The organism is Sinorhizobium chiapasense (assembly GCF_036488675.1).
Lineage (GTDB): Bacteria > Pseudomonadota > Alphaproteobacteria > Rhizobiales > Rhizobiaceae > Sinorhizobium > Sinorhizobium chiapasense.
Map to the genome: position 1 here is coordinate 314196 of NZ_CP133152.1, position 26244 is coordinate 340439.

The following is a 26244-nucleotide window of genomic DNA, read 5'->3' on the forward strand; positions in this document are numbered from 1 at the left end:
GCCATGACCGAGGCTCCCGTCGTCAGGCTCGTCGAGGCAGACATCTTCGAGCGACAAGTCGGCTTCCGCTTTCCTTTCCGCTTCGGAGCGGCGCGCGTCGAAAGCGCGCCGCAGGCCTTCGTCCGGGTGAGGATCGCGGACGAAAGCGGCCATGAGGCCACCGGCTGGTCAGCCGAAATGATGATGCCGAAATGGTTCGACAAGAACCCGGCCCTTTCGCCGGACGACAATGTTGTGCAGCTTCGCGCGTCGCTGCATCTGGCGTGCGCCGGGTTGCGGGCGGCCGGCGCAAGGACGCCCTTCGGGCTGCATGCCGCCGTCGAGGCCGATCATCACCGGGCGGCCGCGGACCGAGCCCTCCCGCGGCTCGTCGCTTCTTACGGCCTGGCGCTCATCGATCGCGCCATCATCGATGCGCTGTGCCGGATGAAAGGCGCCAGCGCAGCCGACGCCGTCCGGCACGACCTGCTCGGCATCACCAACGCCACCGCACCAGACCTTGCAGGCTTCGATCTGGCCGGCTTTTTCTCACGGTTGGAGCCTTCGCCGCGGCTTGCGGTCCGCCATACGATCGGGCTCGCCGATGCGTTGACCGCCGCCGATCTCGCGCCGGAGCAGCGGCTCATGGACGGCCTGCCGCAGACGCTGGAAGAGGTGATCGCCGCCTACGGCCACCGCTATTTCAAGATCAAGGTTTCGGGACGCCCCGCCGAAGACGTGGAGCGCCTGATAGCCATCGCCGCGGTGCTCGATCGCACGGTCGACGGTTATCGGGCGACGCTCGACGGTAACGAGCAGTTCGAAGGCGCCGATGCGGCGGCCGACCTTCTCGATCGCCTGCAGAAGGAGCCGCGCCTTTTGAGGCTGCGCCGATCCCTTCTCTTCTTCGAGCAGCCGATCGCGCGCGCGGAGGCGCTGTCGAAATCGGTCGCCGGGCTCGCGCAGCGAATTCCGCTCGAAATAGACGAGTCCGACGGCGATATCGGCGCATTCCCGCGGGCACGCGAACTCGGCTATGCCGGCATTTCCTCGAAATCCTGCAAGGGTTTCTACCGGGCGCTGATCAACCGCGCGCGCGTCGAGGAATGGAACCGCGAGGCAGGTTCGTCGCGGTATTTCATGTCCGCCGAGGACCTGACGACGCAATCGGGGCTGGCACTCCAACAGGACCTCGTTCTCGCGGCGCTCGTCGGCGCCGGCCATGTCGAGCGCAACGGTCACCATTACGTCGACGGCATGGCGCAGGCCCCCGCGGGCGAGCAGGCGTCCTATCTGGCCGCCCATCGCGATCTTTACGATGGGGCGTCCGGACGGGCGCGACTAGCAATCAAGGGCGGCGAACTCACTTTCGGAACCGCTTTGCAGGCAGTCGGTCTCGGCTCGTCAGTTGAGCCGGACTGGGCGTCGATGACAGCGAGCTAGTGACGACGACAGGCACAAAACGAAATCTGGGAGGTGAACATCATGCAGGTCGAGGGCCTTTCCATCAATCTGGCGACGATCCGCGAGCAGTGCGGCTTTGCGGAGGCCGTGGACCTCTGCCTGAAACATGGCATCACGGCAATCGCTCCCTGGCGCGATCAGGTGGCGGCGGTCGGGCTCGATGAGGCGGTCCGCATCGTCAAGTCCAACGGGTTGAAGCTGACCGGCCTCTGCCGCGGCGGTTTCTTCCCGGCGGCAGACGCGGCCGGCCGGGAGAGGGCCATCGACGACAACCGGCGCGCGATCGACGAGGCGGCCGCGCTCGGCGCCGACTGCCTGGTGCTGGTCGTCGGCGGCCTGCCCGGGGGATCGAAGAATATCGATGCCGCCCGTCGGATGGTCGAGGACGGAATCGCCACGGTGCTACGGCATGCGCGAGCGGCCGGCGTTCCGCTTGCGATCGAACCACTGCATCCGATGTACGCCGCCGACCGGGCCTGCGTGAACACGCTCGGTCAGGCACTCGACATGTGCCAGGCGCTGGGCGCCGGTGTCGGTGTCGCGATCGACGTCTATCACGTCTGGTGGGATCCGGATCTTGCCAACCAGATCGCTCGGGCGGGCGAAATGAAGGCGATCCTCGCACATCACATCTGCGACTGGCTGGTCCCGACCAAGGACATGCTGACGGATCGTGGCATGATGGGCGACGGCGTCATCGATTTGAAGGGGATCCGGCGCCGGATTGAGGCAGCCGGCTTTCATGGGGCGCAGGAGGTCGAGATCTTCTCGGCCGAGAACTGGTGGAAGCGGCCGGCCGAGGAGGTGATCGCCACCTGCGTGGAACGCTATCGAAGCTGCTGCTGAGATGGATTGCTCGATCAAGGTTCTTACAAGTTTGTGACGGAATCGGCGGCTAAACCCTTGACGTTTGCCGATTTCGACCACTAACATGTATGTTGAGTTTACATGTTGTGCCAGTATTGCCGCCGGTCGCGCGGCTTCACTCCAGACAGGATTGCGTGAGGAAGATGGATAACAAACGTCGTTTTGCGCTGGTCGGTACCGGCAACCGCGGCACCACGATGTGGGGCAAGGATCTGCTCGCCGGCTGGCGCGGCCAGGTGGATCTCGTCGCCATAGCCGACACGAATGCGCTCAGAGCCGAACGCGCCCGCACGATGATCGCCACCAACGCGCCGATCTACGGCAATGTCGACACCATGCTTTCCGAAGCGCGACCCGATCTCGTGATCGTCTGCACGCCGGATAGCACGCATGACGACATCGTCGTCCGCGCGCTTGAAGCCGGTGCCGATGTCATCACCGAAAAGCCGATGTCGACAACCGTTGAAAAGATCCGCCGCATTCTGGATGCAGAGAAGCGCACGGGCCGGCGCGTGGACGTCTCGTTCAACTACCGCTTCGCGCCGACCGCGGCGCGCATCAAGGAACTGCTGAATTCCGGTGAGATCGGGCGAGTGACCTCTGTCGACTTTCATTGGTATCTCGATACCAAGCACGGCGCCGACTATTTCCGTCGCTGGCATGCCTACACGGAACGGTCGGGCAGCCTGTTCGTGCACAAGGCGACCCACCATTTCGATCTGTTGAATTGGTACCTCGACAGCGATCCGGATGCTGTGACTGCTTTTGCCGACCTGCAGATGTATGGGCGCAAGGGCCCCTTCCGCGGTCCGCGCTGCAAGCTCTGTCCTCATAAGAATGAATGCGATTTCTACCTTGATCTCGAAGCCGATCCGTTCCTCGACGCGCTCTATGAGGACCCCTCGGAGATCGACGGCTACTTCCGCGACGGCTGCGTCTTCCGCGAGGACATCGACATTCCCGATACGATGGTCGCGAACATACGTTACCGGAACAATGTCCACGTCTCCTATTCGCTGAACACCCTCCAGCCGATCGAGGGCCACCACATCGCCTTCAACGGAACGAAAGGCAGGATCGAGCTTCGCCAGTACGAGGACCAGCCATGGGAGATGCCAGAGGAAGACGTCATCCTGCTTGTCCGCAATTTTCCGAAGGGCCGCGCGGGAGCCGAGCGCATCGCCGTACCGCATTCGCCCGGCGGGCACTATGGCGGCGACGACCGTTTGCGGAACATGCTTTTCAAGCCAGACGCGAGGGACACGCTGGGACAGCGGGCCGGTGCCCGCGCCGGCGCGATGTCGGTTCTCTGCGGTATCGCGGCGCTGCAGAGCTCGCGCACTGGCAAGCTGGTCCGGCTTGCCGATCTGATGCCAGAGCTCTTCGAGGAAAAGTTCGGCTCCGTCCCAGGGGCCGCGGCGCAAATCTCCGCCACTGCGGGCCGGCGATGAGTTTCGTTCGCCCTCTCGCGTAGCCGCAAGGCTCACCGCCTTCCGCGATCTGGAGGGTTCCCCATCCGCGCCCGCATCCATGCATTTGACGCATGGGTGCGCTGACGCATGAGCGCTGCAATCCCCCGAAGTTAGGCACTATATGTCGCGCATCGAAGCAAACGAGGCGCCACGGACTGGCAGCCAGGCTTCGAAAGCCCATGAAAGGGGGATCAAAATGAACGTAGCACGCTCTTTTAACAACTGGCGCAAGTATCGTCAGACGGTCGCCGAACTGGGCCGCATGTCGACCCGCGAACTCAACGACCTCGGCATCAACCGCGGCGATATCCATCGCGTTGCTCGCGCCGCTGTCGGCCGCTAAAGGCTCGATCGACGGTGCGCCACGTCGGAACTGAAGTAGATCTGTCCAAGCGCCTGCACCTCCCAGCGGGCGCTTTTCTTTTGCGCCCGCGTGTAGGGGACCGATCGCTCGCTTCTGACTTAGCTAAGCCCGCGCTTAGAGCGCCGTGCGTTCAAGTGAACGCACAAAGGACGCTCTAGCACTTTGATTCTAGAGCATCTTATCCGCTTTCAGTGATTCCACCTGAAAGCGGGATGCTCTAGTCAATGGGGCCAAGCGAAAGCTGACACTGCCTGCAAGACCTTGTCCGGGATTCAACGCAACGAGGCCACCGGCTTCGTTGGGCATGTTGTGAGCATTGGGCAGATGCGTCATGGGTTCGAAACAGAAGAAGTCTGCATCCGCACCCGGCGAATAGATCATAAAGCACCCGAACGCCCCTTGGGTTTCAAGCTTTAGGGCAAGCTGACGTTCGGGCCATTCGATCGCAGCTTCTCCGTCCCAGCCGTCATAGGCATTGTTCACCCAGTGAGCGGGGAGCGTATTGCTCTCGGTGAAATCGAGCGTGCGGGGAATTGGGCCGGGAAAATCGGGGAGGTGTCCGGTCCTCTCGCCCCAGATGCGTTTTGCTCTCGCCTCGAGCCGGGTCCCGGCCGTGCGTGGAAAGAAGGGGTGATGCCCCAATCCAAAGGGCAATGGGCGAGCCGACATGTTGGTGGCCTTCAGGGAGACAACCACCGTGCTGCCCTCCAGCCGCACATCTTGCACGGCCTCATAGGCATAGGGGCTGCCGGCCCGCTCGGCGTGCACGTAGGAAAGTGTCGCCTGTTCTCCGCTGTGCGATTTCAGCTCCCATTTGGCGAGCCATCCATCCCCATGCAGGCAGAGCGGGTCGCCGGATGTATTCGGCTCGAGGAAGAAGCGCTCCCCATCGAAGGTGAAGCTGTTGCCTTCGATCCTGTTGCCGAAGGGCACGAGCGGAAAGCTCGACTCGGCGCCAAAGCGTTGCGTCGCGATCCCGGCAGTCGCAGTCGGCTTCAGGAACGGGATGCCGCGCCAGGTGGCGGCGATGAGCGAGCCGCCGAAGCGGCTCAGCTCTATCGAGAGCTCTTCATTCCGCAGATGCAGGACGTCGTCTGGCATCGCCCGATCAGGCACGCTGTCTACCTGCGACCGAACGCAGATTGTCGAGGAGGACCGCCAAGAGCAGGATCAGGCCGCGCACGACGTACTGATAAAAGGCCTGGATGTTGAGCAGGTTCATCACGTTCTCCGCGATGCCCATGATCAACACGCCGACGATGACGCCGGTCATCGCCGCGCGGCCGCCGGCCAGCGACACGCCACCGAGCACGCAGGCCGAGATAACGGAAAGCTCCAGTCCCGTCGCGGCATTTGGCTGGCCGGAGGTGATGCGCGACGCGAGCAGCACGCCTGCAACGGCGCAGACGATGCCTTGCAGCGCGAAGATCCAGATGCGCATGCGGGCGACGTCGACGCCCGCGAGGCGCGAGGCCTCCGGATTGCCGCCGATCGCCAGAGTGTTCTTGCCGAAGACGGTTCGGTTCAGCACGAAGCCGAAGACGATGAAGAACAGGCCCATGACCCAGATCGGTGTCGGGATGCCGAGGAAGCGCGACAGCGCGAGCTGGTAGAAACCGGGGTCGTTGATACCGACCGCCCGGCCGTCCGAGGCGATCAGCGCGAAACCGCGGACGATCTGCATGGTGGCAAGCGTGGTGATCAGCGCATTGATGCGGAAGCGAGCGATGACGACGCCGTTGATTGTGCCGACAACGGCACCGCAAAGGACGGCGGCCAGCAGCCCGACCGGGATCGAGCCCGAGGCATTCGAGGCCATGACCGCCACCATGCCGGAAAACGCCACCGTCGACCCGACGGAAAGGTCGAAATCGCGCGAGGCGAGGCAGAACATCATGGTGCAGGCGATGATGCCGATCGTCACGACCGACTGCAGCAGGCCGAGCATGTTGCGTTCGCTGAGGAAATTCGGAACCGTCAACGACACAATGACGAAGGCGACAGCGAAGATGACGACGAGGCCCTGTTCGCCGAGAAGGATTTTTTTCAAATGGGTCATCGTCACCGTACCTGTGTGAGGGAAATGTCTCTGCTGTTCTTGATGTCGGGAAGGGCTGCCGCGAGGATCCGCCGCTCGTCGAATGCTGAGCGCGGCAAGTCCGCCGACAGCCGCCCCTCGCACATCACCATGATGCGATCCGTGATACCCATCACCTCCGGCAACTCGCTGGAGATTACGACGATCGCCATGCCCTGCTCGGCAAGCCCGTAGAGGATCTCGTAGATCTCGGATTTCGCGCCGACATCGATGCCGCGCGTCGGCTCGTCGACGATGAGAACCTTGATACCTTCCTCGGACAGCCAGCGACCGAGAATGACCTTCTGCTGGTTGCCGCCCGAAAGGTTGACGATGTCCTGACGGCGGGACGGCGTCCGCACGCGAAGCTTGGCGATGAACCTGTCGGCGAGCTCGCTTTCTTTCTGCGGGTTGATGATGCCGAAGGGAGAAAAGTGGCGGCGCGCGGAGATCGTCATATTTTCCTCGATCGACCGTCCCTGGACGATGCCGTCGAACTTGCGATCCTCCGGGCAGAGAACGATGCCGGCCCGGATCGACTTCGGCGGGCTGTCTGCCGGCACAGCCGTGCCATCGACCGACACGCTGCCCTGGCTGCGCGTATCGGCTCCATAGACGAGCCGCGCCATCTCGCTGCGGCCGGCGCCGATCAGGCCGAAGAAGCCGACGATTTCGCCACGTCTGACGGAGAAGCTCAACGGAGCCTTCAGTTTCGGTCCGGCGATATTTTCGACCCGCAGCCGTTCGGCGCCGAAGCTGCGTCCCCGCCAGCCCCAGATGTTCGCGATTTCACGCCCGACCATTTCGGAAATGATCTGGTCGCGCGTCACTTTGGAAATCTCCGGATGATGTGCGGCGAGCTTGCCGTCGCGCAGCACCGTGAGGCTGTCGCAAAGCCGGAAGATCTCGTCGAGGCGATGCGAGACGTAGAGAATGACGGTGCCGTTCGCGCGCAGGCGATCGATGAGGGCAAAGAGGATTTCGCTCTCGCGGGAGGACAGCGAAGAGGTTGGCTCGTCGAGAGCGATGACGCGCGCGTCGAGCATCACTGCCTTGGCGATTTCGACCATCTGCCGCTCGCCGATCGAAAGCGACGCGACCTTGGCGGCCGGGTCGACGTCGATGCCGATTTCGGCCAGCTTTTGGGAGACGACGCCGATGAGTTTCCGCCGGTCGATCACGCCGCCCTTGCCGGGGAAATGGCCGAGCCAAAGGTTCTCGGCGACCGTCAGCTCCGGCACGAGCTGCAGTTCCTGGTGAATGACGATGACGCCCGCATGGAAGGCGTCGCGAACGGAGCGGTAGCGCTGTACCTCGCCGTCGATGCGGATCTCGCCCTGGTCGGCGGACTGGTCTCCGGACAGAACGCGGATCAGTGTCGACTTGCCGGCGCCGTTTTCGCCCATCAGCCCGTGGACGGCGCCCTTGTGCACGGCGAAGGAGACATCCGAGAGCGCCTGGACGCCGGGGTAACCCTTGGAAATGGAACGGAATTCGAGGAAGTCTTGCATGCACTGCTCCGAAGCGGGATGCCCGGCAGTCCGAGGACCGCCGGGGCTCGAGGACGTCATCAGAGACGGTTACTCGATGCCGAGTTCCTTGCGGACGGCTTCGTAGTTGTCGCGGAGCGCCAGCTGGCCGGCGGTCAGGATCAGCTTTTCCGGCTCCTTGTCGTTGGCAATCCAGTCGTACATGTTGAGCGCGGTTTCGTAGCCGTGACGCTTCGGCGAGATGATGACGGTACCGAAGAAGCCGGTGGCAGCAGGCTTCTTGAACTCGTTGATCGCCGACTCCGCGCCGCCGATGCCGACGCCGATCATGCTGTCGGGGGCAATGCTGACGGATTCGGTCGCGCGGACGGCGCCAAGCACCGCTTCGTCATTGAGGCCGACGGCGACCCACTTCTTGATGCCGGCGTTCTTGTTGAGCACGATCGTCGAGGCGTTGAGCGCGGCCTCCGTGTCGGTCTTGGCCTGCGGCGCGTCGAAGATGTTAGCTTCCGGGAAACCATTGGCCTTGAGAACCGAAAGCGCGCCTTCGACGCGGTCGACCGCGGTCGGCAGCTGGTCGTAGGAGACACGGACCGCGCCAACCTCCTTCATGTCCCAGCCGCGCTTCTTGATCTCGTCGACGATCGCCTGGCCGACGGCCTCGCCGATCTTGGTGGCCGAGATCCCCATGTGCGGAACGTCTTCGATCGGGCTGCCGTCGGCGTTGACCAGGCGATCGTCGACGGTCATCAGCTTGAGATCGTTGGCGGCAGCCTTTGCGACGATGCCCGGGCCGAGCTTGACGTCAGGCGTGCAGACGATGAAACCCTGCGCGCCCTGGGCCCCGAGATTGTCGATGGCCGACTGGACCTTCTCGCCGTCTTCGGCGCCGATCTTGACCAGCGTGAAGCCTTTTTCCTTGGCGGCGGCGTCCGCGAATTTCCATTCGTCCTGGAACCATGGCTCCTCGGGCTGCTTGACGATGAAGCCGATCTTGACGTCGGCGGCGAATGCCGAAGTGGCGGTGAGTACGGCGACGGTACCGGCCAGAATGGCTGCCTTGATGAAGCGCATGATGTCTCTCCCTGGTGAACTGCCTCCTGCAGTTGGCATTTGTGTATGATGAATCATCATATTCGTCAATTGCCATTGTATGATGAATGCGATAGTGATGTATGACAATGAAGGCGTGCGCTTCGGCGCGCTGTCGCCAGCCTCGGCGATCTGCGCTATGGAGCATCGACTTGATCAGCGTGGGGAAGCCGATGGCAGCGGAAGGGCAGGAGCACCAGGGGATTGTGGCGGAACGGCCGCAGCGCCGGCCGCGCGTCCAGAAGAACATTACGCGCGCCATTGCCTCCGACATCTGCGCCGAGATCTTTCCGGTCGGCACGCTCCTGCCTCGCGAAAACGATCTCTGCGAGCGCTATGGCGTCAGCCGGACCGTGATCCGGGAATCGCTGAAGATCCTCGAATCGAAGGGCATGGTGCGCGGCCGCTCCCGCGTCGGCACGGTCGTCTGCAACAAGGAAGAGTGGAACATTCTCGATTCGCAGGTTCTCGAATGGATCGGCGAGCGCATCTTCGAATTCGATCTGCTGAACTGCATACTGGAAGCGCGCCGGGCGATCGAGCCGGCGGCGGCAGAATTTGCGGCCGAGCGCGCGACAGTACAGGAAATCGCCGACCTCGAACGCGCCTGGCGCGATATGCGTGACGGCGAGCGCGATGTCGCGGGCTTCACCGAAGCCGACGTCGCCTTTCACACATGCCTTCTGAAGGCGAGCCACAACCAGGTCTTCCTGCAGCTCGTCGGCATCATTCAGGCGGCGCTCAAATTCTCGCTGCACGCTTCGAACGAAGCCGCCGAACGCCGGGACGAGGCCATCGACATCCATGGCGAACTGGTGGAGGCGTTGCGCATGCGCGACAAGGCGGCCGCGCGCGACTGTTCGATGCGCATGCTGAACCTTGCGGCTCGCGATCTCGCTGCGGCCGTCAAACGGCACCGGCCCACAGGGCCGGTCTCCTGAACAACTCGTGAAGCGGGCAGCCCGCCCGTTTGCTCTTCCCCCAATGGACATCACGTCATGAAAATTACCAAGCTCACCACCTATATCGTTCCGCCGCGCTGGCTGTTTCTCAAGATCGAAACCGACGAGGGCATTGTCGGCTGGGGCGAGCCGGTGGTTGAAGGCCGTGCGCTGACCGTCGAGGCGGCCGTGCACGAGCTCGCCGACTACCTTGTCGGCAAGGATCCGTTCCTGATCGAGGATCACTGGAACGTAATGTATCGCGGCGGCTTCTATCGCGGCGGTGCCTTGCACATGAGCGCTCTCGCCGGCATCGACCAGGCGCTCTGGGACATCAAGGGCAAGGCCCTCGGCCAGCCGATCCACCAGCTGCTCGGCGGCCAATGCCGCGACAGGATCAAGGTCTACTCCTGGATCGGCGGTGACCGGCCGAGCGACGTCGCGCGCAATGCCAAGGACGTCGTCGCCCGCGGCTTCAAGGCGATCAAGCTCAACGGCTGCGAAGAACTGCAGATCGTCGACAGCAACGAGAAGATCGACAAGGCCGTCTCGACTATCGGCACCATCCGCGACGCGATCGGCCCGCATGTCGGCATCGGCGTCGACTTCCATGGCCGCGTGCATCGGCCGATGGCCAAGGTGCTCGCCAAGGAACTGGAGCAGTTCAAGCTGATGTTCATCGAGGAACCGGTGCTGTCGGAAAACCGGGAGGCGCTGAAGGAGATCGCCAATCATTCGTCGACGCCGATCGCGCTCGGCGAGCGCCTATATTCCCGCTGGGATTTCAAGTCGGTTCTTGCCGATGGCTATGTCGACATCATCCAGCCCGACCTTTCGCATGCTGGCGGCATCACCGAGTGCCGCAAGATCGCGGCGATGGCGGAAGCCTATGACGTGGCGCTCGCGCCGCATTGCCCGCTCGGTCCGATCGCGCTCGCGGCCTGCCTTCAGGTCGATGCCGTCAGCTACAACGCCTTCATCCAGGAGCAGAGCCTCGGCATCCATTACAACGCCGCCAACGACATCCTCGATTACATCTCCAACAAGGAGGTGTTCCGCTACGAGGATGGTTTCGTGTCGATCCCGCAAGGGCCTGGCCTCGGCATCGATGTCGACGAGGCCTATGTCATCGAGCGTGCCCGGGAAGGCCATCGCTGGCGCAACCCGATCTGGCGCCACGAGGATGGCAGCGTCGCCGAATGGTGACGCGACAACGGGCGGACCGAGAACGAGGAGGACAGTATGGGCAACCGGCTCGATGGCAAGCGCATCGTCATAACGGGCGCAGCCCAGGGCATTGGCCTTGCCATGGCCGAGGTCTTCCACGGTGAGGGCGCCAGCCTCTTTTTGATCGATCGCGATCGGCCGCTCTTGGATAAGGAAGCAGCAAGACTCCGGGCCGAGGGCGGCACGGTTTCCTCGGCGGTCGCCGACATTGCCGATGCCGACGCAATCGCTGCGGCCTTTGCTCTGGCGGAGAAAACCATCGGGCGCCCCAACGCGCTGGTCAACAATGCCGGCATCAACGTCTTCGCGGAGCCGCTGGCGACGAGCGAGGAGGACTGGCAGCGCTGCTTCGATGTGAACCTAAAGGGCGCCTGGAATTGCTGCAAGGCCGCACTCCCGGGCATGATCGAGGCGGGCGGCGGGGTTATCCTCAACATCGCCTCGACGCATGCCTTCACCATCATTCCGCACACCTTCCCCTATCCCCTTGCCAAGCACGCACTGATCGGCATGACGAAGTCGCTCGGGATCGAATATGCATCGAAGGGAATCCGGGTGAACGCTTTGGCTCCGGGCTACGTGCGGACCCAGAAGGCGGTCGACTACTGGAACAGCTTCCCCGATCCGGCGGCGGCCGAAGCGGAAACGATGAAGCTGCACCCAGGCGGGCGTATCGCGACCCCTGACGAAATCGCCCGTGCCGCCCTGTTCATGATTTCCGATGAGTGCACCTTCATGAATGCCACCTGCGTGACGGTGGATGGCGGCCTCAGCGTGCTGCATCACCCAGCCTGATTGGCGGTTCCCTGCGTCGCGGCGCCTACAGCGCCGCGCGTCTTATCGGGTGCGCAAAGGATCGCGATCCCGCGGACGACGCAGGGCGGCCAATCGCGTTCGAGCGCTGCGATGCTGATGCCAAAGGAACGCGTTCATTCCACGGGCCGGTATCCATTGTTCCCTTCCTCGGGCGCTTGACCTCCAAGGATCGTCAGAAAGGCCTCCCGCGACGCGCAAATGAAGGCCGCACGTGCTTCACTCGGGCTTTTCTGGCGCTTTAGCGCCGCCTCGCAGGCGCGCATAGCATAGCTGTAATAAGCGCCACCTCGAACGGGCCATTCGCGCTGCAGACATTTCATCGCGTCGAGCGGACCGACGACCGTGCGACATTTCCCGTCCAGCATGCTGATACTGACCGGCGCTGCCCATGGAATTTCGTACATCGCTTTCCTTTCCTGTCCCCGAGCGGGGGCATTGGCGCGGGGTGAGGAACGAGCGAAGTGGGATTCCGCTGACCCGCGTACTGGATAGGTTCGGGACGAACGCCTTCGGACCGGCTGGGTCCGAATCACTCCGAACGACTTTCGACTTGTGGCATCATGTTTCCCGAAAGATTGAATCCGACTTTCGGGCTGATGCTCTTGTGGGCGGAGCCACAGGCTTCCGGGTTGCGAATGCCTATTGACTCCGTATGGAGAGGTGCGCCTCTTCGGCAGCCTTGATAAATGCCCTGCGAGCCTTCTCGGTCTTGACCTTGCCCTCGAGGGCCTGCAGGCAGACGCGTTTTGCGGCGGCAAGGGCACGCCCGTTCTGATGGGGCCAGCGCAGCATCAGGCACTCGACGGCCTCGCGCGTGCTCTTTACGTCGCGGTATTTGCCTGCGTTATCGAGTTCCAACTGGACACTCCTGTCCCACCAGAAACTGTGCATGGCGCGTTGCCTCACAGGGTCGTTATCGCTGGAATTCAAACCCGTTGGAGCCGGCTTTGGTTCCATCCGTAACGCCAGAACGGTGTGATATTATCGCGCAATTGCCGCTTCTGTGCACGCCCTTTGAGAAGGCGAAGTGGCGTGCCGGTCGCGCGCCCACCTCTTGACGAGACGCTTGGCGCTGCTAAGTAAGATGCGGTCCCGCCTTTTAGACATCGAACCGCGGGACGAACATTGGTGCCGGGCCCCTCTGGCGAGAGTTTTACGGCGCTCTCGTGATGTCGGTACCGCCAGCAAATGAGCCGGCGGGTTAGCTACCATGAAAACTCAACTCATGCCCAACGCATGCGCCTATTCGGCTGTGCGCTTTTTTCCTGCACGAAATCTTCCGTTTGTAATCGCCGAGGCACATCGTGCCGCGGAGGGTCGTCCATGACCCAGCCCCGTTCGCACACGACCGGCCTCGGCTATTTCAAGTGGGCCTTCATCGTTACTGGCCTCGGTTTACTGCTTGGCGTCTGGCTCGGCTGGCAGTCGACCGGTACTCTCAGCGGCACCATGACCGTCTTCTTCATCTGTGCGGTGCTCGCTGTCCTTGAAATTTCGCTCTCCTTCGACAACGCCATCGTCAACGCCAACAAGCTCAAGGACATGACGCCGGCCTGGCAGCATCGGTTTCTGACCTGGGGCATCATCATTGCCGTCTTCGGCATGCGTATCGTCTTTCCGCTGCTGATCGTCGTCATCGCCACCAATATCGGACCGATTGACGCGGTAATCCTTGCGGCGGTTCGCCCCGAAGAATACGCCCGCATCATGAGCGACGCCCATCTGCCGATCGCCGCCTTCGGCGGAACGTTCCTGATGATGGTCGGTCTCAGCTACTTCTTCGATCAGGAGAAGGATGTGCACTGGATCGCCTGGCTCGAGCGCAAGATGGCGCGCTTCGCAACGATCAAGGGCATCGAGATCGCCTTTGTCCTGAGCGTCATCCTGGCGTTCTCGACCTTGCTCGAAGCCCAGCACGTGCACACCTTCGTCTATGCCAGCATCTATGGTCTGCTCACCTTCCTCATCGTCGAGGTCGTCGGCGGTCTGCTCGATGCTTCGCAACAGACGATGAGCGCGGCGGCGAAGGGCGGTTTCGGTGCGTTCCTCTACCTGGAAGTGCTCGATGCCAGCTTTTCGTTCGACGGCGTCATCGGTGCCTTCGCCTTGACGCAGAACCTGTTCATCATCGCGATCGGCCTCGGCATCGGCGCCATGTATGTCCGCTCGATGACGGTCATGCTGGTCGAGAAGGGCACGCTCAACGAATATCGCTACCTGGAGCATGGCGCCTTCTACGCGATTCTGATCCTTTCGGTGGTGATGTATTTCCAGACGCTGATCCACATTCCCGAGGTCATTACCGGCCTCGGTGGCGCCGGCCTCATCGGCCTCTCGCTGTGGTCGTCGATTCGTCACAATCGGCGGGAGGCGGAGGCCTGTGAGGATGAGCCCAACGCCCGGTTTCGCGTCGAGGCCTGAGAACGAGGCGAAGCGTTAGAATCGTGGTGGAGAGACGGCCCGGCGGGTGACCCGCCGGGCCGTTTTTGCTTGTCTTGATACCGTATAATTAAGCGATATCTAATACATTGATCTGGGTCAATGTGACTGGCGGCGATGCGGTTAGCCTGAACTGCGAAGTCAACGGAGGTTTTCATGTTCCGCAACGTTCTCATCCCCACCGACGGTTCGCCGCTTGCTACGCTCGCCGTGGACGCTGCCATTGCCTTTGCGAAGGAAGCCGGAGCGAAGATCACGGTGTTGACCGTGACGGAGCCATTCCACCTCTTTTCGATCGATGCGGAGCAGCTCGGCAGCACGAAAGAGGAATATGAAGCCTTGTCCCGTCAGCATGCGGGGGAAATACTTGCCGCCGCCGCGGCGAAATCCGAGCGTGCCGGCGTGTCGTGCGAGACGGACCAGGCCCGCAGCCATGAGGTTTATCGTGCCATCATCAAGAAAGCGGACGATATCGGCGCCGATCTCATCGTGATGGCGTCGCACGGCCGTGGCGGCGTCGGCGCTTTGATCCTCGGTAGCGTCGCCGCGAAGGTGCTGACGCATTCGACGATCCCCGTGCTCATCTACAGGAAGAAGTAGCGCGCGAAGCCGTCAGGACGACACGAATTTTCTCCAGCTTTCCGGCAGGTTTTCCGGCCCGGCGTCTCGCGACGCCGGGTTTTTTTGTCCGCTGCCGGAAAAGCGTCAAAGTTTCGCGTGATGGGGGGCGTGCCCGGTCGACGGCTGCGGGGGTACCGATCCGTTCGACCTCCTGCATGTTTCCTTAAATCGTAGCCGATCTAAGGATAAAAACATGCAGCCATTCAAAGTGCTACAGCGTCCTTTGCGCGTCTGATAAGACGCGCGGCGCTGTAGGTCGGCAGTCATGAAACGGCAGGGAGGGATGTCCTTGAGCGTCAATCCGAACGATCTTGCGCTTCTTGCGGTGATGCGGCGCTATTTCCTGGTGAAGGATGAAGTCAATGTCCTGAAGGCCCGTCTGGAGGCCGCCCGGAAGGACGTCGCTGAGGAAATCAGCCACTTCTACGACCCGCGCACGAATGCGATCCATGCCGAAGACATTCTGGCGTGGCACAAGCTCAGAAAGGAGATGGACGAATTGATGAGCCTTGCCGCGATATGGGGCAGGGGCGGCAACATCGAAACCCAGCAGCTTGCATTGGAATCGTCTGCGGAACCGGCTGCGGCCAACATCCCCTCTTTTCTCGATACCCGGCCGTCATTGGATTGAGGTGAAGGGCGATCACTTTATCGGTTCAAGGCAGACCGGACGTCTTCGATCACGGGGAGCGCTGCGATGAGCATCAGGGGCGCGGCGAGAAAAAGCGCCGCAGAAACGCCCAGTTTGTTGAAGAGAAGAGCGCCGCAAACCCCGCCAACCAGGAAAAGGCCGATCAAGGACATGAGAAGGCGCAACTTCCGGCGGTCGGCGCGGACATGCAGTCTGGAGCTCTTGGCGCTGTCGCGGTTCCAGTAGAGCAGCTTTCCGAGCTCGATGCCCGTGTCGGTCACCAGGCCGGTCACATGGGTGGTGCGGATTCTCGCGCCGGAGAGCTTCGTGATGATGGCGTTCTGCAGTCCCATGATGAAGCAGAGAAGCATTATGGTGGCCGATACGGCGAGAGCTTCATTGAGGTGGAAGAACGCTCCGCTTATTGCGAAGCAGATGAGCAGGAACGCCTCGAACAGCAGCGGAAGCGCATATTCCGCCTGCAGTTCCAACCGTCGGCCCCAGTTGATGAGGATAGCGGAGGTGGCGGCGCCGGCAACGAAGGAGAAGAGCGCGGCAAGGCCGGCCACAACCAGTGCAATATTGCCAAGGACGATGTTGTCTGCGATCGCCGAGATGATGCCCGACATATGTGACGTATATTGATTAACGGCCATGAAGCCGCCAGCATTGGCAGCTCCGGCGACGAATGTCAGGTAGAAGGCGAGATGGCGATCGGTCGCCTCATTGCGTTCCTTCGCAGTCAGGTTGCGGAGATAGTATTTCATGTTCGGTCGATGGTGCCGAAAAGTATCGGATTGGCGGACGGGACGTGCGATTCATCCGATAGCACAGGATCGGTGCGGCTGTCCGAGCAATCTTGCGTTTGGTATGGTGGTGTCATGGGCGTGCTCGCGCGGCGGGGATATACTAACGGGGCGCCTTGTGGGCGATACCAGGTCGTATCCACCAAGACCGAAGAACGGCCGTCGAGCGGTGGGAGTGACATGCGCGTTATCACGGCGGAGCGCGGGCATGCACCCCGGTCCGACAGCAGTCAATATTTAAGCTTTCGAAGGGATCATTGTTTCCCGGGGAACAACTCTACATTGCTGCCTCTGAATAGATCGGTCAGCAGAGTTCAAGCGGCCCGAGGGGCCGACGCGGAGATTTCAATCAGTGCCTAAGTCAAGAGCAGCATCAAATCGAAAGAGCATCGATCCCGCGGAAGCGTTGCGCGACTGCCGCGCGGCCTTCATCGGCGTTGGTGTCGCCAGTGCGCTCGTCAACGTTCTCTATCTCACCGGCTCGTTCTTCATGCTTGAAGTCTACGACCGGGTTCTGCCGAGTCGAAGCATTCCCTCGCTGATCGCGCTCTCCTTCCTGGCACTGCTGCTCTACGGCTTCCAGGGCGCGTTCGAGCTGATCCGCGGCCGCATGCTGGTGCGTATCGCCGGCGCCCTCGACGAAACGATGAGTGGGCGGATCTACCGGGCGCTGGTCAAGGCACCCTTGAAGCTGAGGATGCACGGGGATGGTCTGCAGGCGCTGCGTGATTTCGATCAGGTGCGGTCCTTCCTGTCGGGCGCCGGTCCGGCCGCCCTTTTCGATCTGCCTTGGTTACCCTTCTATATCGCCATCTGCTTTCTCTTCCATCCCGTCATCGGCTTCATAGCGATTGGCGGGGGGCTGATCCTCACGCTTCTGACCTACCTCACCAATAGCGGCACCCAGGCGCCGGCCAAGAAGGCTGCAGAGGCGGGGGGCCTGCGCAATGCCTTCGCCCAGGCATCACAGCGCAATGCCGAGGTCGTCCAGGCCATGGGCATGGCCGGGCGGATGACCGACCTCTGGGAACGGCGCAACGAGGAATTCCGTCTCGAAAACCGTCGCACATCCGATATCGGCAACGGTTACGGCGCGGTGTCGAAGGTCTTCCGCATGGCGTTGCAGTCGGGTGTGCTGGCGGCGGGCGCGGTTCTGGTGATCAAGGGCGAGGCCTCGCCGGGCATCATCATCGCCGGCTCGATCCTGACGGCCCGCGCGCTTGCGCCGGTGGAACTCGCCATCGGCAACTGGCGCGGTCTTGTCGGCGCGCGGCAGAGCTGGCAACGGCTAAAGGAACTGCTCAAGGCGCTGCCCGAGGCCGAGACGCCGCTGGCATTGCCGGCCCCGCGCGACCGTCTGAGCGTCGAGGGACTGGCGAGCGGACCGCCGGCCGCCCATCGGTTGATCTTCTCCGACATCAGTTTCACCGTTCGTGCCGGCAGCGCGGTCGGCGTCATCGGTCCGAGCGCGTCGGGCAAGTCGTCGCTCGCCCGTGCCATCCTTGGCGTTTGGCCCGCCTATCGCGGTTCCGTGCGGCTTGACGGCGCGGCCCTTGACCAGTGGGATAGCGATGCTCTCGGCAAGCACATTGGCTATCTGCCACAGGACGTGGAACTTTTCGCTGGAACGGTTGCACAGAATATCTGCCGGTTCATCGAAGACGCCACGCCCGAGGCGATCGTCGCGGCTGCCACGGCGGCGCGCGTCAACGACCTGATCCTTCGCCTTCCGAACGGCTACGAAACCGAGATCGGCGAGGGGGGCACCGCGCTGTCCGCCGGACAGCGCCAGCGCATAGCGCTCGCCAGGGCGCTTTATGGAGATCCCTTCCTCGTCGTGCTCGACGAGCCCAATTCCAACCTCGACGCCGAAGGCGAGCAGGCGCTCGGCGAGGCGATCATGAGTGTTCGTGAGCGCGGCGGCATCGTCGTCGTTGTCGCGCATCGACCGAGCGCGCTTGCAAGTACCGACCTCGTGCTGATGATGCAGGACGGGCGCATGCAGGCCTTCGGCCCGAAGGATGAGGTGCTGGGCAAGGTGCTGCGCAGAGAACGCGTGCAGCAGGCGGAGCGTTCGGCGCCGCTCAAAATTGTCGGTGACGGTCAGGAGGTTGCGAAATGAGCGACGGGAAAAAGCAGGTGTTGAGCGCCCGCCGCTCGCTCGGGCGCCACATGGTCGCCGTCTCCACGCTGGCTATCGCCCTTGTCGCCGGCGTGGGCGGCTGGGCGGCGACGACGGAGCTGTCGAGCGCGATCGTTGCCGGTGGCGTCGTCGTGGTCGACGACAATGTCAAAAAGGTCCAGCACCTTACCGGAGGGATCGTGGGCGAACTCCTGGTCCGCGAAGGCGACCGGGTCCATGCCGGGCAGGTGCTGATCCGTCTTGACGGCACCACGGTTCGCGCCAATCTGGCGATCGTCGAAAGCACGCTGGCGCAACTCTATGCCCGCCGCGCCCGGCTTCAGGCCGAGCGGATCGGTGCCGTCTCGTTCGAGGTCGATAAGGATCTCGACAAATTCATCTCCGGCGCCGCGGCGACGAAGCTCGTCGACGGCGAGCAGAGGCTCTTTGCAAGTCGCCGGTCGGCGCTCATCGGCATGAGAGACCAGCTTGCCTCCCGAAAGGCGCAGTTGGCCGACGAGATCGAAGGACTGACCGTCCAGTTGCAGGCAATCGAAGACGCGCTCAAGCTGATCGCGGAGGAACTTACCGGTGTCGATTCGCTTTACGGTCAGGGCCTGGTGCCGATGCAGCGTGTGACGACGCTGAAGCGCCAGCGTGCCGAACTCGAGGGTGACCGCGGACAACGCATCGCCGCCCGCGCCCAGGCGCGCGGCAAGTCGAGCGAGATCGATCTGCAGATCCTGCAGCTCGACGAGGATCGACGGACGGAAATCTCCAAGGATCTCACGGATGTCGAGGCGAAGATCGCCGAATACGAGGAGCGGCGGACCGCCGCATCCGACCAGTTGCGCCGGCTCGACATTACCGCGCCGCTTTCGGGCCGCGTCTATCAGCTCGCCATCCACACCGTAAACGGTGTGGTCAATCCGGGCGAGACGCTGATGCTCGTCGTGCCCGAGGCCGACGACCTGACGGTGGAGGCACGCGTTGCCACCCATGACATCGACCAGATCCATGTCGGCCAGCCGGTCGAAATCCGCTTCAGCGCCTTCAATCAACGCACGACGCCCGAGGTCGAGGCGGAGGTGGCAACGATCGCGCCGGACCTCGTAACAGACGAGCGCACCGGCACCAGCTACTATCCCTTGCGCATCCGGCCGAAGAAAGAGAGCCTCGCCAAGCTCAACGGACTCTCGCTCTATCCCGGCATGCCGGCCGAGGTGTTCATCAAGATCGCCGACCGCACGGTGATCTCCTACCTGACGAAGCCGCTCACCGACCAGATGCGGCATGCGTTCCGGGAGGATTAGCCTAGAGCATCCCGCTTTCAAGTGGAATCACTGAAAGCGGATAAGATGCTCTAGAATCAAAGTGCTAGAGCGTCCTTTGTGCGTTCACTTGAACGCACGGCGCTCTAGTCTGCTGCTTTTGCGCCGTTCAAGTGAAGAGCGAAGCCGTTCGCATTCGGATCACCCAGACCGGGTCGAAGCTGAAGGCTCGGGATCACATAGTCTCCGCCGTTCTGCCGCCGGTAGGGGATGGGCGGCATGGAGCCGAGCGTCCGCATCCTCTCGCGCAGGCGTTCGGCCACGACATGGAAGCCGGGCTCATCGAGACGATCAACCCTGTAGGCGACGAATGGCGGAAGCACGTCGTAACCCGGATAAAAGAGGATCCCGTGATTGATCGGGAATAGGAGGTCGTCGATCGGCCCGTTGATCCCGCGGGCGGAGTAATGCTCCTCCCAACCGCCGGTGGTCACGAGCAACATCGCGCGTTTGCCCGCAAGAGTTCCTTCGCCGAAGCGGTTGCCCCAATATTTGTCACTGTGCTCGCCGACACCATAGGCGAAGCCGTAGGCGTACACGCGATCCACCCAGCCCTTGAGGATCGCCGGCATGCTGTACCACCACAGCGGGAACTGCAGGATCAGGACGTCTGCCCACAAGAGCTTTTCGTGCTCGGCTTTTACGTCTTCGGTCAGAGCGTTGGTGGCGAAAGCTTCTCCCGAGGCCTTGGCCACCTTCAATCGTGCGTCCGGCGCGCGCGACCGAAAGTCGGCATGATTGACTTCGGATTTCCAGCGGTCGGCATAAAGGTCCGATATGCGCACCTCGTGGCCTTGGGCCTCCAGTTCCTTGATGGCGATATCGCGAAGCGCGCCGTTTAGCGAACGCGGTTCGGGATGGGCGAAGACGAGTAGGACTTTCATGGCGTCGGCCTCCAATAGCAAAATCGATCCCTACAGCGCCGTGCGTCTTTTCAGACGCACAAAGGACGCTGTAGCACTTTGAATTGCTGCATGTTTTTGTCCTCAAATCGGCTTCGATTTAAGGAAACAGGCAGTAGGTAGCCAACGCGATAGATATCCGCTAGATGTGGGTAATGGATATGAATCTGCCGAATAATGGATAAGTCTGACGTCACGCTGGAACGCATGCGCACCTTCGTCCGGGTGGCCGAGCGCGGGAGCCTGTCGGCTGTTGCGCGAGAGTTCGGAGTGGGCCAGTCGACGGTCACGCGGCATCTCAGGGAACTCGAGGAGGCAGTCGGGGTACCTCTCATCAGCAGGACCACACGGCGCGTCACCATGACCGATGAAGGCAGCCGCTATTACGCGAACAGCGTTCAAGTGCTTCGCCTCGTCGAGCAGGCCGTGGATGAGGCGCGCGGCACGCGTGGCGCGCCAGCCGGTACGATCCGTCTATCCTGCACGGCGGCCTTTGGTGTCATGCATGTCAGCCGGCTGATTTTCGCTTTCCAGGATCGCTATCCCGACATCGGGATCGACCTCAGCCTCACCGACGAGCGGATCGACCTCGTGCGCGAGGGGGTCGATGTCGCACTTCGCCTGGGTCCGCTTGCGGACAGCTCCATGAAGCTCAGAGCGCTCGGTCAGTCCCGGCGTCTGCTGGTGGCGGCGCCGGGCTATCTGGCGGCGCGCGGCGTGCCGGCCGTCCCGCAGGATCTGTCTGGCCATGAGGGTATCCGGATGTCGAACGTGGCGGGAAGCGACATCCTCACCTTGCAGGGGCCGGACGGAGAGATCCACGCGGTGCCCTTTGGCGGACGGTTTCGCGTCGATCACGGACTTGCCGTGCGCGAAGCCCTCGTCGCTGGGCGCGGCATCGCGCCCGCGCATCGATGGCTGGTCGACGATCTCTTGGAGACCGGACGGTTGGCGGTGATCTTTCCCGACTATTCGCTTCCGCCCGTTCCGCTGAGCATGCTGATCGTTCCGGAGCGCGCGGGCATTGCGCGGGTGCGGCTGCTGGTCGACTTTCTCGTCGAGCAAATAGGCTTTATCCCGGGGATCGAAAAGCCAAAGCCAGTTCGACTCCCGACTCGAAGAACCAGCCGCGAGAAATGACCTCAGTTGGTCCGGAAACAACGAAACGCCCGCCCCGCTTTCGCGGGACGGGCGCATCGTCGAGCCTCTTTGCTGGACGAAAGCTGCTCAGAGGAAGGAGAAGTCGCTCGTCGAGAGTGCCTTGACGTTCTGCAGGATCGCGACCAGTTCGAGATCCGCTGTCGCGGCGTTGCCGTCGGCATCGTACCAGAGGCGGCCATTATCGGTCTCGAACAGGAACGTGCCCTTGCTGCTTGTCGCGACGGGGTCGGTGCCAGTGACCAGGGTCACGGTCGTGTCGCCGGCGGCGATGCCGAAGGCGGCGCGATCGATGACGAGCTTGTCCTGCCCGCGGACGAAGTCGGTGATGACATCGCCTTCTCCGTCGCGTCCTTCGCGGTCGAAGACGAACCGGTCGTTGCCGGCTCCGCCCGTCAGCCAGTCGTCCCCTGCGCCGCCGACCAGGGTGTCGTTGCCGTCGCGGCCATCGAGGATATCGTCGGCGCCCTTGCCATGGAGCGTGTTGCCGTTCGCATCACCGTGAATTTCGTCATCCGCTGCGCTGCCGATGATGGTTTCGAAATTCTTGACGGTGAGGCCGAGCGCCAGCCCCTTGTTCTTGGCCTGGGCCTGCAGGTCGAGTACGACCGACGTCGCGCCTTCAACGAAGCTCAGCGTGTCGATACCGACGCCACCATCGAAGAGGTCCTTGCCGGAATGTACGGTGCGGGTGAGAACATCGTTCCCGGCGTCGCCGAAGAGCTGGTCGTCACCGGCGCCGTCGCGGAGCGTGTCGTTGCCGTTGCCGCCCCTGAGGACATCATTGCCGGCCATGCCGTCGAGGATGTCATTGAGGGCACCGCCTGTAACCGTGTCCTTGCCCTTGCTGCCGACATAGTCGAGCGCTTCGAAGGCGTTGAAGGATGTCGCCGTATCGACATTGACCGTGCCGGTAGAGAAGTTGAACGCGATGTCCTTCGTCTGCTCCGAGACGTTCAGCCTGATCACGTCCGTGCCCGTGCCGCCGTCGGAGCGGTCGCCGATACCGGCATAGACCTTGTCGTTGCCATCCTCGGCGTAGATTACATCCCTGCCGCCGCTGGTGGTCGCAGTGTCACCGTAGATGGTGTCGTTGCCCGTTCCGCCCCGCAGCGTATCATTGCCCGCATCGCCGGACAGAAGATCGTTGCCCGCTCCGGCGGTGAGACTGTCATGGCCGGCGCCGCCGCGCAGATCGTCATTGAGGCTGCCACCGACGAAAACGTCGTTGCCCGTTCCGCCGACGAGCGCGACCCGTTCGACGTTTTTCACCGTGACGGGCGCATTCGTCGCCGTCACCAATGCAGCAAGCTTGAAGGTGATGCCCTGCGTGTACTTGCTGAAATTGATGGAGGCGAAGTCGGTGCCTGTCCCACCGTCGACGACAAGCGTGCCCGTCGAGGCGCTGCGCGTGAAGCTGTCGTTGCCGGTTCCGAGATTGACGGTGTTGTAGCTGGCCGCTCCCGTCGCGCTGTCGCCGACATTGACCACGTCATTGCCGTCTCCGGCAGTGATCGAGTTCTTGCCACCAAAATCGCGGATGACATCGTTCCCCGCGCCCGAGTTGAGCGTGTCGCTTCCCTCTCCACCATCGAGCGTGTCGTTGCCGTTAGTGCCGATCAGCGTGTCATTGCCGCCGTAACCGTAGAAGGCAACGCTGAGCGCCGAGCCAACGGACTTCACGACGTCATTACCCGAGCCGAACTCGACGCGATAATGCTCGAAGTTCTTGAGGCTTGTCCCGTCGGAGAGCGTCGCCGTGGCGCCGGTCGCGGAGAACGTCTGCGCGGTTGTCAGCGAGCGACGGTCCACCGCAGCCGTGTCGGTGCCGGTGCCACCATCGCCCTTGTCGGCGCCGCCGTCGCCCAAGGTGACGGAATCGTTGCCGATGCCGCCATTGACGGTATCGCGGCCGATTCCGGCGAAGAGCGTGTCGTTGCCAGCACCGCCGTCGATAATGTCGTCGCCAGCGGCGGCGTCGACATAGTCATTGCCGCTGCCGGTCACGACCTTGTTGACCGCGGAACCAGTCGCGTAGATCGAGTAGTGTTCGATGCCCTTGAAGGTCGTCCCGCCGGCAAGCGTATTGACGTCGGTCGGCGCCTTGGCGGTGAAGTTTCCGGTGAAGTTGCGAATCACCAGCCGGTCGCTGCCGCTTACGTCGGTGATCGTGTCCTTGCCCTCGCCGTAGTTGTAGGTGATCGTGTCGTCGCCGGCGCCGCCTTCGAGGCTGTCGTCACCGAGACCGCCGTCGAGCATGTCATTGCCGGCATCGCCCGCCAGATTGTCTGCGCCTGCACCGCCGATGAGATTGTCGTTGTCGTTTCCGCCCGACACGAGATCGTTGCCGTTCCCGCCAAAAAGCCAGTCGCCGTCGTTGCCGCCATAGACCTTGTCGTCACCTTCACCGCCATTGAGGTCGTCGGCGCCGGCTTCGCCGGAAAGCACGTCATTGCCTGCGTCGCCTCGCAACACGTCGTAGCCGTAGCCACCCGTCAATTTGTCGTTGCCGTCTTCACCGAAGAGGACGTCAGTTCCGCGGCCGCCTGAAAGCCTGTCATCGCCGAGGCCGCCCATCAGCATGTCGGCATAGTTACCACCGGTTATGACGTCGTTGAAATTCGTGCCGTTGATCGTGAAAGCCTCGACATTCATGGTCTGAAGGCCGCCGGTCAGCGTTTGCGGCGTAATCCAGTCCTTGACGGTGAAATTGATGGCGGCCGTGTGGGCCGAATAGTCGACATGAGCGGTATCGGTGCCGGAGCCGCCGTCGATCACGTCGCCGGAGGCATCGTCAAGCGTGGAGCCGAGAAACCTGTCCCTGCCGCTGCCGCCGTTGAGCGTGTCGGCGCCGGCGCCACCGGTCAGCAGATCGTCCCCGCTGTTGCCGTTCAGCGTGTCGTTGCCGTCGCCGCCCATGAGGTTGTCGTATTGGAACGAGCCGTTGACGGTGTCATTCCCCTCGTCTCCGGTCACCGTATCGCTTCCCATGCCGCCGTTGACGATGTCGTCGCCGGCAAGCGCTATGATGAAATCGTTCTCAAGATCGCTGCCGGTCAAAACGTCGTTGCCGGCAGTTCCGAAGGTAGTCGCCATAGTTGTTTCCTTGTTCCTTTGCATCGGGACATGCGTCTCTGTTCGCCGCGGTGATCGCCTCGGCGTGGTGATTACTGGATTTTTTGGAAGAGGCGCCCATGACGGGCGATCGCTCATGGTCACGAGCGACATGGCGTCGAATAGACTAGAGCGCCGTGCGTTCAAGTGAACGCACAAAGGACGCTCTAGCACTTTGATTCTAGAGCATCTTATCCGCCTTCAGTGATTCCACTTGAAAGCGGGATGCTCTAGATGCGGTGCCGTTTCATGGAATGTCTCCCCAGTCTAACCCCTTGCAAGTCATGCGGTATTGCGTGACTTGAAGAACGTTCCCTGCCGTTCTCGCTGCCATATATTGACGAGTTCGAGAACATTTTGTGTTTCCGCGGGAACAGACCAAACGGGTAGATTCTCGGATCGATACACAGATCTATGGTTGCAAAAAAAGGACGCCCGGATGGGACGGTCACAGCCTTCTGTGGGACTGGGTCAACGACAGCGGATAGCGGGTCGGATGGTAGGCGGCGGCGCTCACATTGACCGTGCGGTTGTGCGTGTCGTAGGCGATCTGGTCCAGCGTCAGAACTGCTGCCGGAAGCTCGAGCTGCAGGAATGACGCCTCGACGTCGGTGGCGAGCCGGGCACTCAGGGTCGATTGTCCGCGCGACGGAAGGATGCCGTAGCGGTTCTCGAGCTCTGCATAGAGCGACCGGTTCTCGACCGTCCAATCGATGTCCAGAATGCCCGGTGCGAGCGAGGCGGAAAACCAGTCCCGCTGGATGACCACCGGAACGTCATCGAGCAGGCGCAACCTTTCAAGGAAAACGACGTCTGCGCCCGTCGGCAGGGACAGTGGCCGCGCGACTTCCGCGTCGGCGCGGATGATCTTGCCGCTGAGAAGGCGCATGCCGGGCTTGCGATTGTTCGCATAGGCCGTCTGGGTGAAACTGCGCACGATCTCGAGTTCATAGATCGGCGTTGGTTCGGTGACATAGATGCCCTTGCCGGGCCGTGTCTGCAGATAGCCGAGATTCTCGAGGTCCTTCACTGCCTGGCGCACCGTAATGCGGCTGACGCCATAGGCCGCGACCAGTTCCCGCTCGGACGGAAGCTTGTCGTTGACCGCAAGTTCCCGTCTTTCGATCATGCCCTTGAGCAGGTTTCGCAGTTGCACGTAGAGCGCATCCGGATGGTTGCGATCGATGGAATTCTCGTCCGGAAGATTTGCGTGTCGTGCCATCAGTCGTTCGTTTCAGCCGCCAGTTGCCGGATGCCCTTCTGCATTGCACCTGGCAAGGTTGAAGACAAGAGCCAGGGCGATTTCCGTCCACCTTGCGTTGTCGCTCACA

General features: G+C 62.3%; 22 protein-coding genes and 1 pseudogene. 13 read left to right on the forward strand and 10 right to left on the reverse strand.

Annotated features, from left to right (window positions below; genetic code table 11):
• The first annotated feature begins 3 nt into the window (after nucleotides 1-3).
• The 4 genes from RB548_RS26200 to RB548_RS26215 all read left to right on the forward strand — a co-directional run bounded on the left by RB548_RS26200 (nucleotide 4) and on the right by RB548_RS26215 (nucleotide 4125).
• Nucleotides 4-1422, forward strand: a complete 1419-nt coding sequence (locus RB548_RS26200; protein WP_331376684.1) for an enolase C-terminal domain-like protein — start codon at nucleotides 4-6, stop codon at nucleotides 1420-1422.
• 42 nt (nucleotides 1423-1464) lie between these two features.
• A complete protein-coding gene (locus RB548_RS26205) occupies nucleotides 1465-2289 on the forward strand; it encodes a sugar phosphate isomerase/epimerase family protein (RefSeq protein ID WP_331376685.1) in 825 nt (274 codons plus the stop codon).
• Nucleotides 2290-2453: 164 nt separating this feature from the next.
• The gene (locus tag RB548_RS26210) at nucleotides 2454-3761 is read left to right on the forward strand and encodes a Gfo/Idh/MocA family protein (protein WP_331376686.1); all 1308 of its coding nucleotides are present in this window, start codon (nucleotides 2454-2456) and stop codon (nucleotides 3759-3761) included.
• 217 nt (nucleotides 3762-3978) lie between these two features.
• Entirely contained in the window at nucleotides 3979-4125 is a 147-nt protein-coding gene (locus RB548_RS26215) for a DUF1127 domain-containing protein (RefSeq protein ID WP_128370480.1), read from the forward strand.
• A gap of 189 nt (nucleotides 4126-4314) precedes the next feature.
• Here the strand turns inward: RB548_RS26215 and RB548_RS26220 are convergent, their stop codons facing one another.
• The 4 genes from RB548_RS26220 to RB548_RS26235 all read right to left on the reverse strand — a co-directional run bounded on the left by RB548_RS26220 (nucleotide 4315) and on the right by RB548_RS26235 (nucleotide 8787).
• Nucleotides 4315-5247, reverse strand: coding sequence for an aldose 1-epimerase (locus RB548_RS26220; protein WP_331376687.1), 933 nt, complete (start codon nucleotides 5245-5247; stop codon nucleotides 4315-4317).
• 7 nt (nucleotides 5248-5254) lie between these two features.
• Nucleotides 5255-6205 carry an L-arabinose ABC transporter permease AraH gene (araH, locus tag RB548_RS26225; RefSeq protein WP_331376688.1) on the reverse strand — a complete coding sequence of 317 codons (951 nt, stop codon included), beginning with the start codon at nucleotides 6203-6205 and terminating at the stop codon, nucleotides 5255-5257.
• Between the two features lie 2 nt (nucleotides 6206-6207).
• Nucleotides 6208-7734, reverse strand: coding sequence for an L-arabinose ABC transporter ATP-binding protein AraG (araG, locus tag RB548_RS26230; protein WP_331376689.1), 1527 nt, complete (start codon nucleotides 7732-7734; stop codon nucleotides 6208-6210).
• Between the two features lie 69 nt (nucleotides 7735-7803).
• Complete coding sequence (locus RB548_RS26235; protein WP_331376690.1) at nucleotides 7804-8787, reverse strand: arabinose ABC transporter substrate-binding protein; 984 nt, start codon at nucleotides 8785-8787, stop codon at nucleotides 7804-7806.
• 191 nt (nucleotides 8788-8978) lie between these two features.
• Between RB548_RS26235 and RB548_RS26240 the strand changes: the two genes are divergently transcribed.
• From RB548_RS26240 to RB548_RS26250, 3 genes are read left to right on the forward strand one after another with little or no spacing between them, the layout of a single operon-like run.
• Nucleotides 8979-9746: a FadR/GntR family transcriptional regulator gene (locus RB548_RS26240; RefSeq protein WP_331377101.1), complete on the forward strand. Its 768-nt coding sequence runs from the start codon at nucleotides 8979-8981 to the stop codon at nucleotides 9744-9746.
• 57 nt (nucleotides 9747-9803) lie between these two features.
• Nucleotides 9804-10952, forward strand: coding sequence for a galactonate dehydratase (dgoD, locus tag RB548_RS26245; protein WP_331376691.1), 1149 nt, complete (start codon nucleotides 9804-9806; stop codon nucleotides 10950-10952).
• A 36-nt stretch (nucleotides 10953-10988) separates the two neighbouring features.
• A complete protein-coding gene (locus tag RB548_RS26250) occupies nucleotides 10989-11768 on the forward strand; it encodes an SDR family oxidoreductase (protein ID WP_331376692.1) in 780 nt (259 codons plus the stop codon).
• Between the two features lie 134 nt (nucleotides 11769-11902).
• Here RB548_RS26250 and RB548_RS26255 read toward each other — a convergent pair whose 3' ends face one another.
• Both RB548_RS26255 and RB548_RS26260 read right to left on the reverse strand, forming a co-directional pair.
• On the reverse strand, nucleotides 11903-12193 hold the full coding sequence (locus RB548_RS26255) for a DUF982 domain-containing protein (protein ID WP_331376693.1): 291 nt from the start codon (nucleotides 12191-12193) through the stop codon (nucleotides 11903-11905).
• Nucleotides 12194-12428: 235 nt separating this feature from the next.
• Complete coding sequence (locus tag RB548_RS26260) at nucleotides 12429-12680, reverse strand: DUF982 domain-containing protein (protein ID WP_331376694.1); 252 nt, start codon at nucleotides 12678-12680, stop codon at nucleotides 12429-12431.
• 432 nt (nucleotides 12681-13112) lie between these two features.
• Here RB548_RS26260 and RB548_RS26265 point away from each other — a divergent pair, with 432 nt between their 5' ends.
• From RB548_RS26265 to RB548_RS26275, 3 genes are all read left to right on the forward strand, one after another.
• Complete coding sequence (locus RB548_RS26265; RefSeq protein WP_331376695.1) at nucleotides 13113-14210, forward strand: DUF475 domain-containing protein; 1098 nt, start codon at nucleotides 13113-13115, stop codon at nucleotides 14208-14210.
• Nucleotides 14211-14384: 174 nt separating this feature from the next.
• Complete coding sequence (locus RB548_RS26270) at nucleotides 14385-14828, forward strand: universal stress protein (protein WP_331376696.1); 444 nt, start codon at nucleotides 14385-14387, stop codon at nucleotides 14826-14828.
• Between the two features lie 304 nt (nucleotides 14829-15132).
• Nucleotides 15133-15480, forward strand: coding sequence for a hypothetical protein (locus RB548_RS26275; RefSeq protein WP_331376697.1), 348 nt, complete (start codon nucleotides 15133-15135; stop codon nucleotides 15478-15480).
• Between the two features lie 35 nt (nucleotides 15481-15515).
• Here the strand turns inward: RB548_RS26275 and RB548_RS26280 are convergent.
• A pseudogene (locus RB548_RS26280) lies at nucleotides 15516-16247 on the reverse strand (YoaK family protein); the annotation flags it as partial.
• 391 nt (nucleotides 16248-16638) lie between these two features.
• On the opposite strand from RB548_RS26280, the gene RB548_RS26285 reads away from it, so the two are divergent.
• Together RB548_RS26285 and RB548_RS26290 are read left to right on the forward strand one after the other, a co-directional pair.
• On the forward strand, nucleotides 16639-18408 hold the full coding sequence (locus RB548_RS26285; RefSeq protein ID WP_331376698.1) for a type I secretion system permease/ATPase: 1770 nt from the start codon (nucleotides 16639-16641) through the stop codon (nucleotides 18406-18408).
• A complete protein-coding gene (locus tag RB548_RS26290) occupies nucleotides 18405-19721 on the forward strand; it encodes an HlyD family type I secretion periplasmic adaptor subunit (RefSeq protein WP_331376699.1) in 1317 nt (438 codons plus the stop codon). The genes RB548_RS26285 and RB548_RS26290 overlap by 4 nt, the downstream gene beginning before the upstream one ends.
• Nucleotides 19722-19825: 104 nt before the next feature.
• Here RB548_RS26290 and RB548_RS26295 read toward each other — a convergent pair whose 3' ends face one another.
• On the reverse strand, nucleotides 19826-20623 hold the full coding sequence (locus tag RB548_RS26295) for an NAD(P)H-dependent oxidoreductase (protein ID WP_331376700.1): 798 nt from the start codon (nucleotides 20621-20623) through the stop codon (nucleotides 19826-19828).
• A 195-nt stretch (nucleotides 20624-20818) separates the two neighbouring features.
• Between RB548_RS26295 and RB548_RS26300 the strand changes: the two genes are divergently transcribed.
• Nucleotides 20819-21781 carry a LysR family transcriptional regulator gene (locus tag RB548_RS26300; RefSeq protein ID WP_331376701.1) on the forward strand — a complete coding sequence of 321 codons (963 nt, stop codon included), beginning with the start codon at nucleotides 20819-20821 and terminating at the stop codon, nucleotides 21779-21781.
• Between the two features lie 87 nt (nucleotides 21782-21868).
• On the opposite strand, the gene RB548_RS26305 is transcribed toward RB548_RS26300, so the two are convergent.
• Together RB548_RS26305 and RB548_RS26310 are read right to left on the reverse strand one after the other, a co-directional pair.
• On the reverse strand, nucleotides 21869-24895 hold the full coding sequence (locus RB548_RS26305) for a calcium-binding protein (protein ID WP_331376702.1): 3027 nt from the start codon (nucleotides 24893-24895) through the stop codon (nucleotides 21869-21871).
• A gap of 466 nt (nucleotides 24896-25361) precedes the next feature.
• Nucleotides 25362-26135 (reverse strand): GntR family transcriptional regulator, encoded by a 774-nt coding sequence (locus RB548_RS26310; RefSeq protein WP_331376703.1) that lies wholly within the window; start codon nucleotides 26133-26135, stop codon nucleotides 25362-25364.
• Between the last annotated feature and the right edge of the window lie 109 nt (nucleotides 26136-26244).

What these genes read in the sequence shown, in the direction of transcription:
- RB548_RS26200 (WP_331376684.1), top strand. Translation starts at nt 4, where the DNA reads ATGACCGAGGCTCCCGTCGTCAGGCTCGTCGAGGCAGACATCTTCGAG.
- RB548_RS26205 (WP_331376685.1), top strand. Translation starts at nt 1,465, where the DNA reads ATGCAGGTCGAGGGCCTTTCCATCAATCTGGCGACGATCCGCGAGCAG.
- RB548_RS26210 (WP_331376686.1), top strand. Translation starts at nt 2,454, where the DNA reads ATGGATAACAAACGTCGTTTTGCGCTGGTCGGTACCGGCAACCGCGGC.
- RB548_RS26215 (WP_128370480.1), top strand. Translation starts at nt 3,979, where the DNA reads ATGAACGTAGCACGCTCTTTTAACAACTGGCGCAAGTATCGTCAGACG.
- RB548_RS26220 (WP_331376687.1), bottom strand. Translation starts at nt 5,247, where the DNA reads ATGCCAGACGACGTCCTGCATCTGCGGAATGAAGAGCTCTCGATAGAG.
- araH (WP_331376688.1), bottom strand. Translation starts at nt 6,205, where the DNA reads ATGACCCATTTGAAAAAAATCCTTCTCGGCGAACAGGGCCTCGTCGTC.
- araG (WP_331376689.1), bottom strand. Translation starts at nt 7,734, where the DNA reads ATGCAAGACTTCCTCGAATTCCGTTCCATTTCCAAGGGTTACCCCGGC.
- RB548_RS26235 (WP_331376690.1), bottom strand. Translation starts at nt 8,787, where the DNA reads ATGCGCTTCATCAAGGCAGCCATTCTGGCCGGTACCGTCGCCGTACTC.
- RB548_RS26240 (WP_331377101.1), top strand. Translation starts at nt 8,979, where the DNA reads ATGGCAGCGGAAGGGCAGGAGCACCAGGGGATTGTGGCGGAACGGCCG.
- dgoD (WP_331376691.1), top strand. Translation starts at nt 9,804, where the DNA reads ATGAAAATTACCAAGCTCACCACCTATATCGTTCCGCCGCGCTGGCTG.
- RB548_RS26250 (WP_331376692.1), top strand. Translation starts at nt 10,989, where the DNA reads ATGGGCAACCGGCTCGATGGCAAGCGCATCGTCATAACGGGCGCAGCC.
- RB548_RS26255 (WP_331376693.1), bottom strand. Translation starts at nt 12,193, where the DNA reads ATGTACGAAATTCCATGGGCAGCGCCGGTCAGTATCAGCATGCTGGAC.
- RB548_RS26260 (WP_331376694.1), bottom strand. Translation starts at nt 12,680, where the DNA reads ATGCACAGTTTCTGGTGGGACAGGAGTGTCCAGTTGGAACTCGATAAC.
- RB548_RS26265 (WP_331376695.1), top strand. Translation starts at nt 13,113, where the DNA reads ATGACCCAGCCCCGTTCGCACACGACCGGCCTCGGCTATTTCAAGTGG.
- RB548_RS26270 (WP_331376696.1), top strand. Translation starts at nt 14,385, where the DNA reads ATGTTCCGCAACGTTCTCATCCCCACCGACGGTTCGCCGCTTGCTACG.
- RB548_RS26275 (WP_331376697.1), top strand. Translation starts at nt 15,133, where the DNA reads ATGTCCTTGAGCGTCAATCCGAACGATCTTGCGCTTCTTGCGGTGATG.
- RB548_RS26290 (WP_331376699.1), top strand. Translation starts at nt 18,405, where the DNA reads ATGAGCGACGGGAAAAAGCAGGTGTTGAGCGCCCGCCGCTCGCTCGGG.
- RB548_RS26295 (WP_331376700.1), bottom strand. Translation starts at nt 20,623, where the DNA reads ATGAAAGTCCTACTCGTCTTCGCCCATCCCGAACCGCGTTCGCTAAAC.
- RB548_RS26300 (WP_331376701.1), top strand. Translation starts at nt 20,819, where the DNA reads ATGGATAAGTCTGACGTCACGCTGGAACGCATGCGCACCTTCGTCCGG.
- RB548_RS26305 (WP_331376702.1), bottom strand. Translation starts at nt 24,895, where the DNA reads ATGGCGACTACCTTCGGAACTGCCGGCAACGACGTTTTGACCGGCAGC.
- RB548_RS26310 (WP_331376703.1), bottom strand. Translation starts at nt 26,135, where the DNA reads ATGGCACGACACGCAAATCTTCCGGACGAGAATTCCATCGATCGCAAC.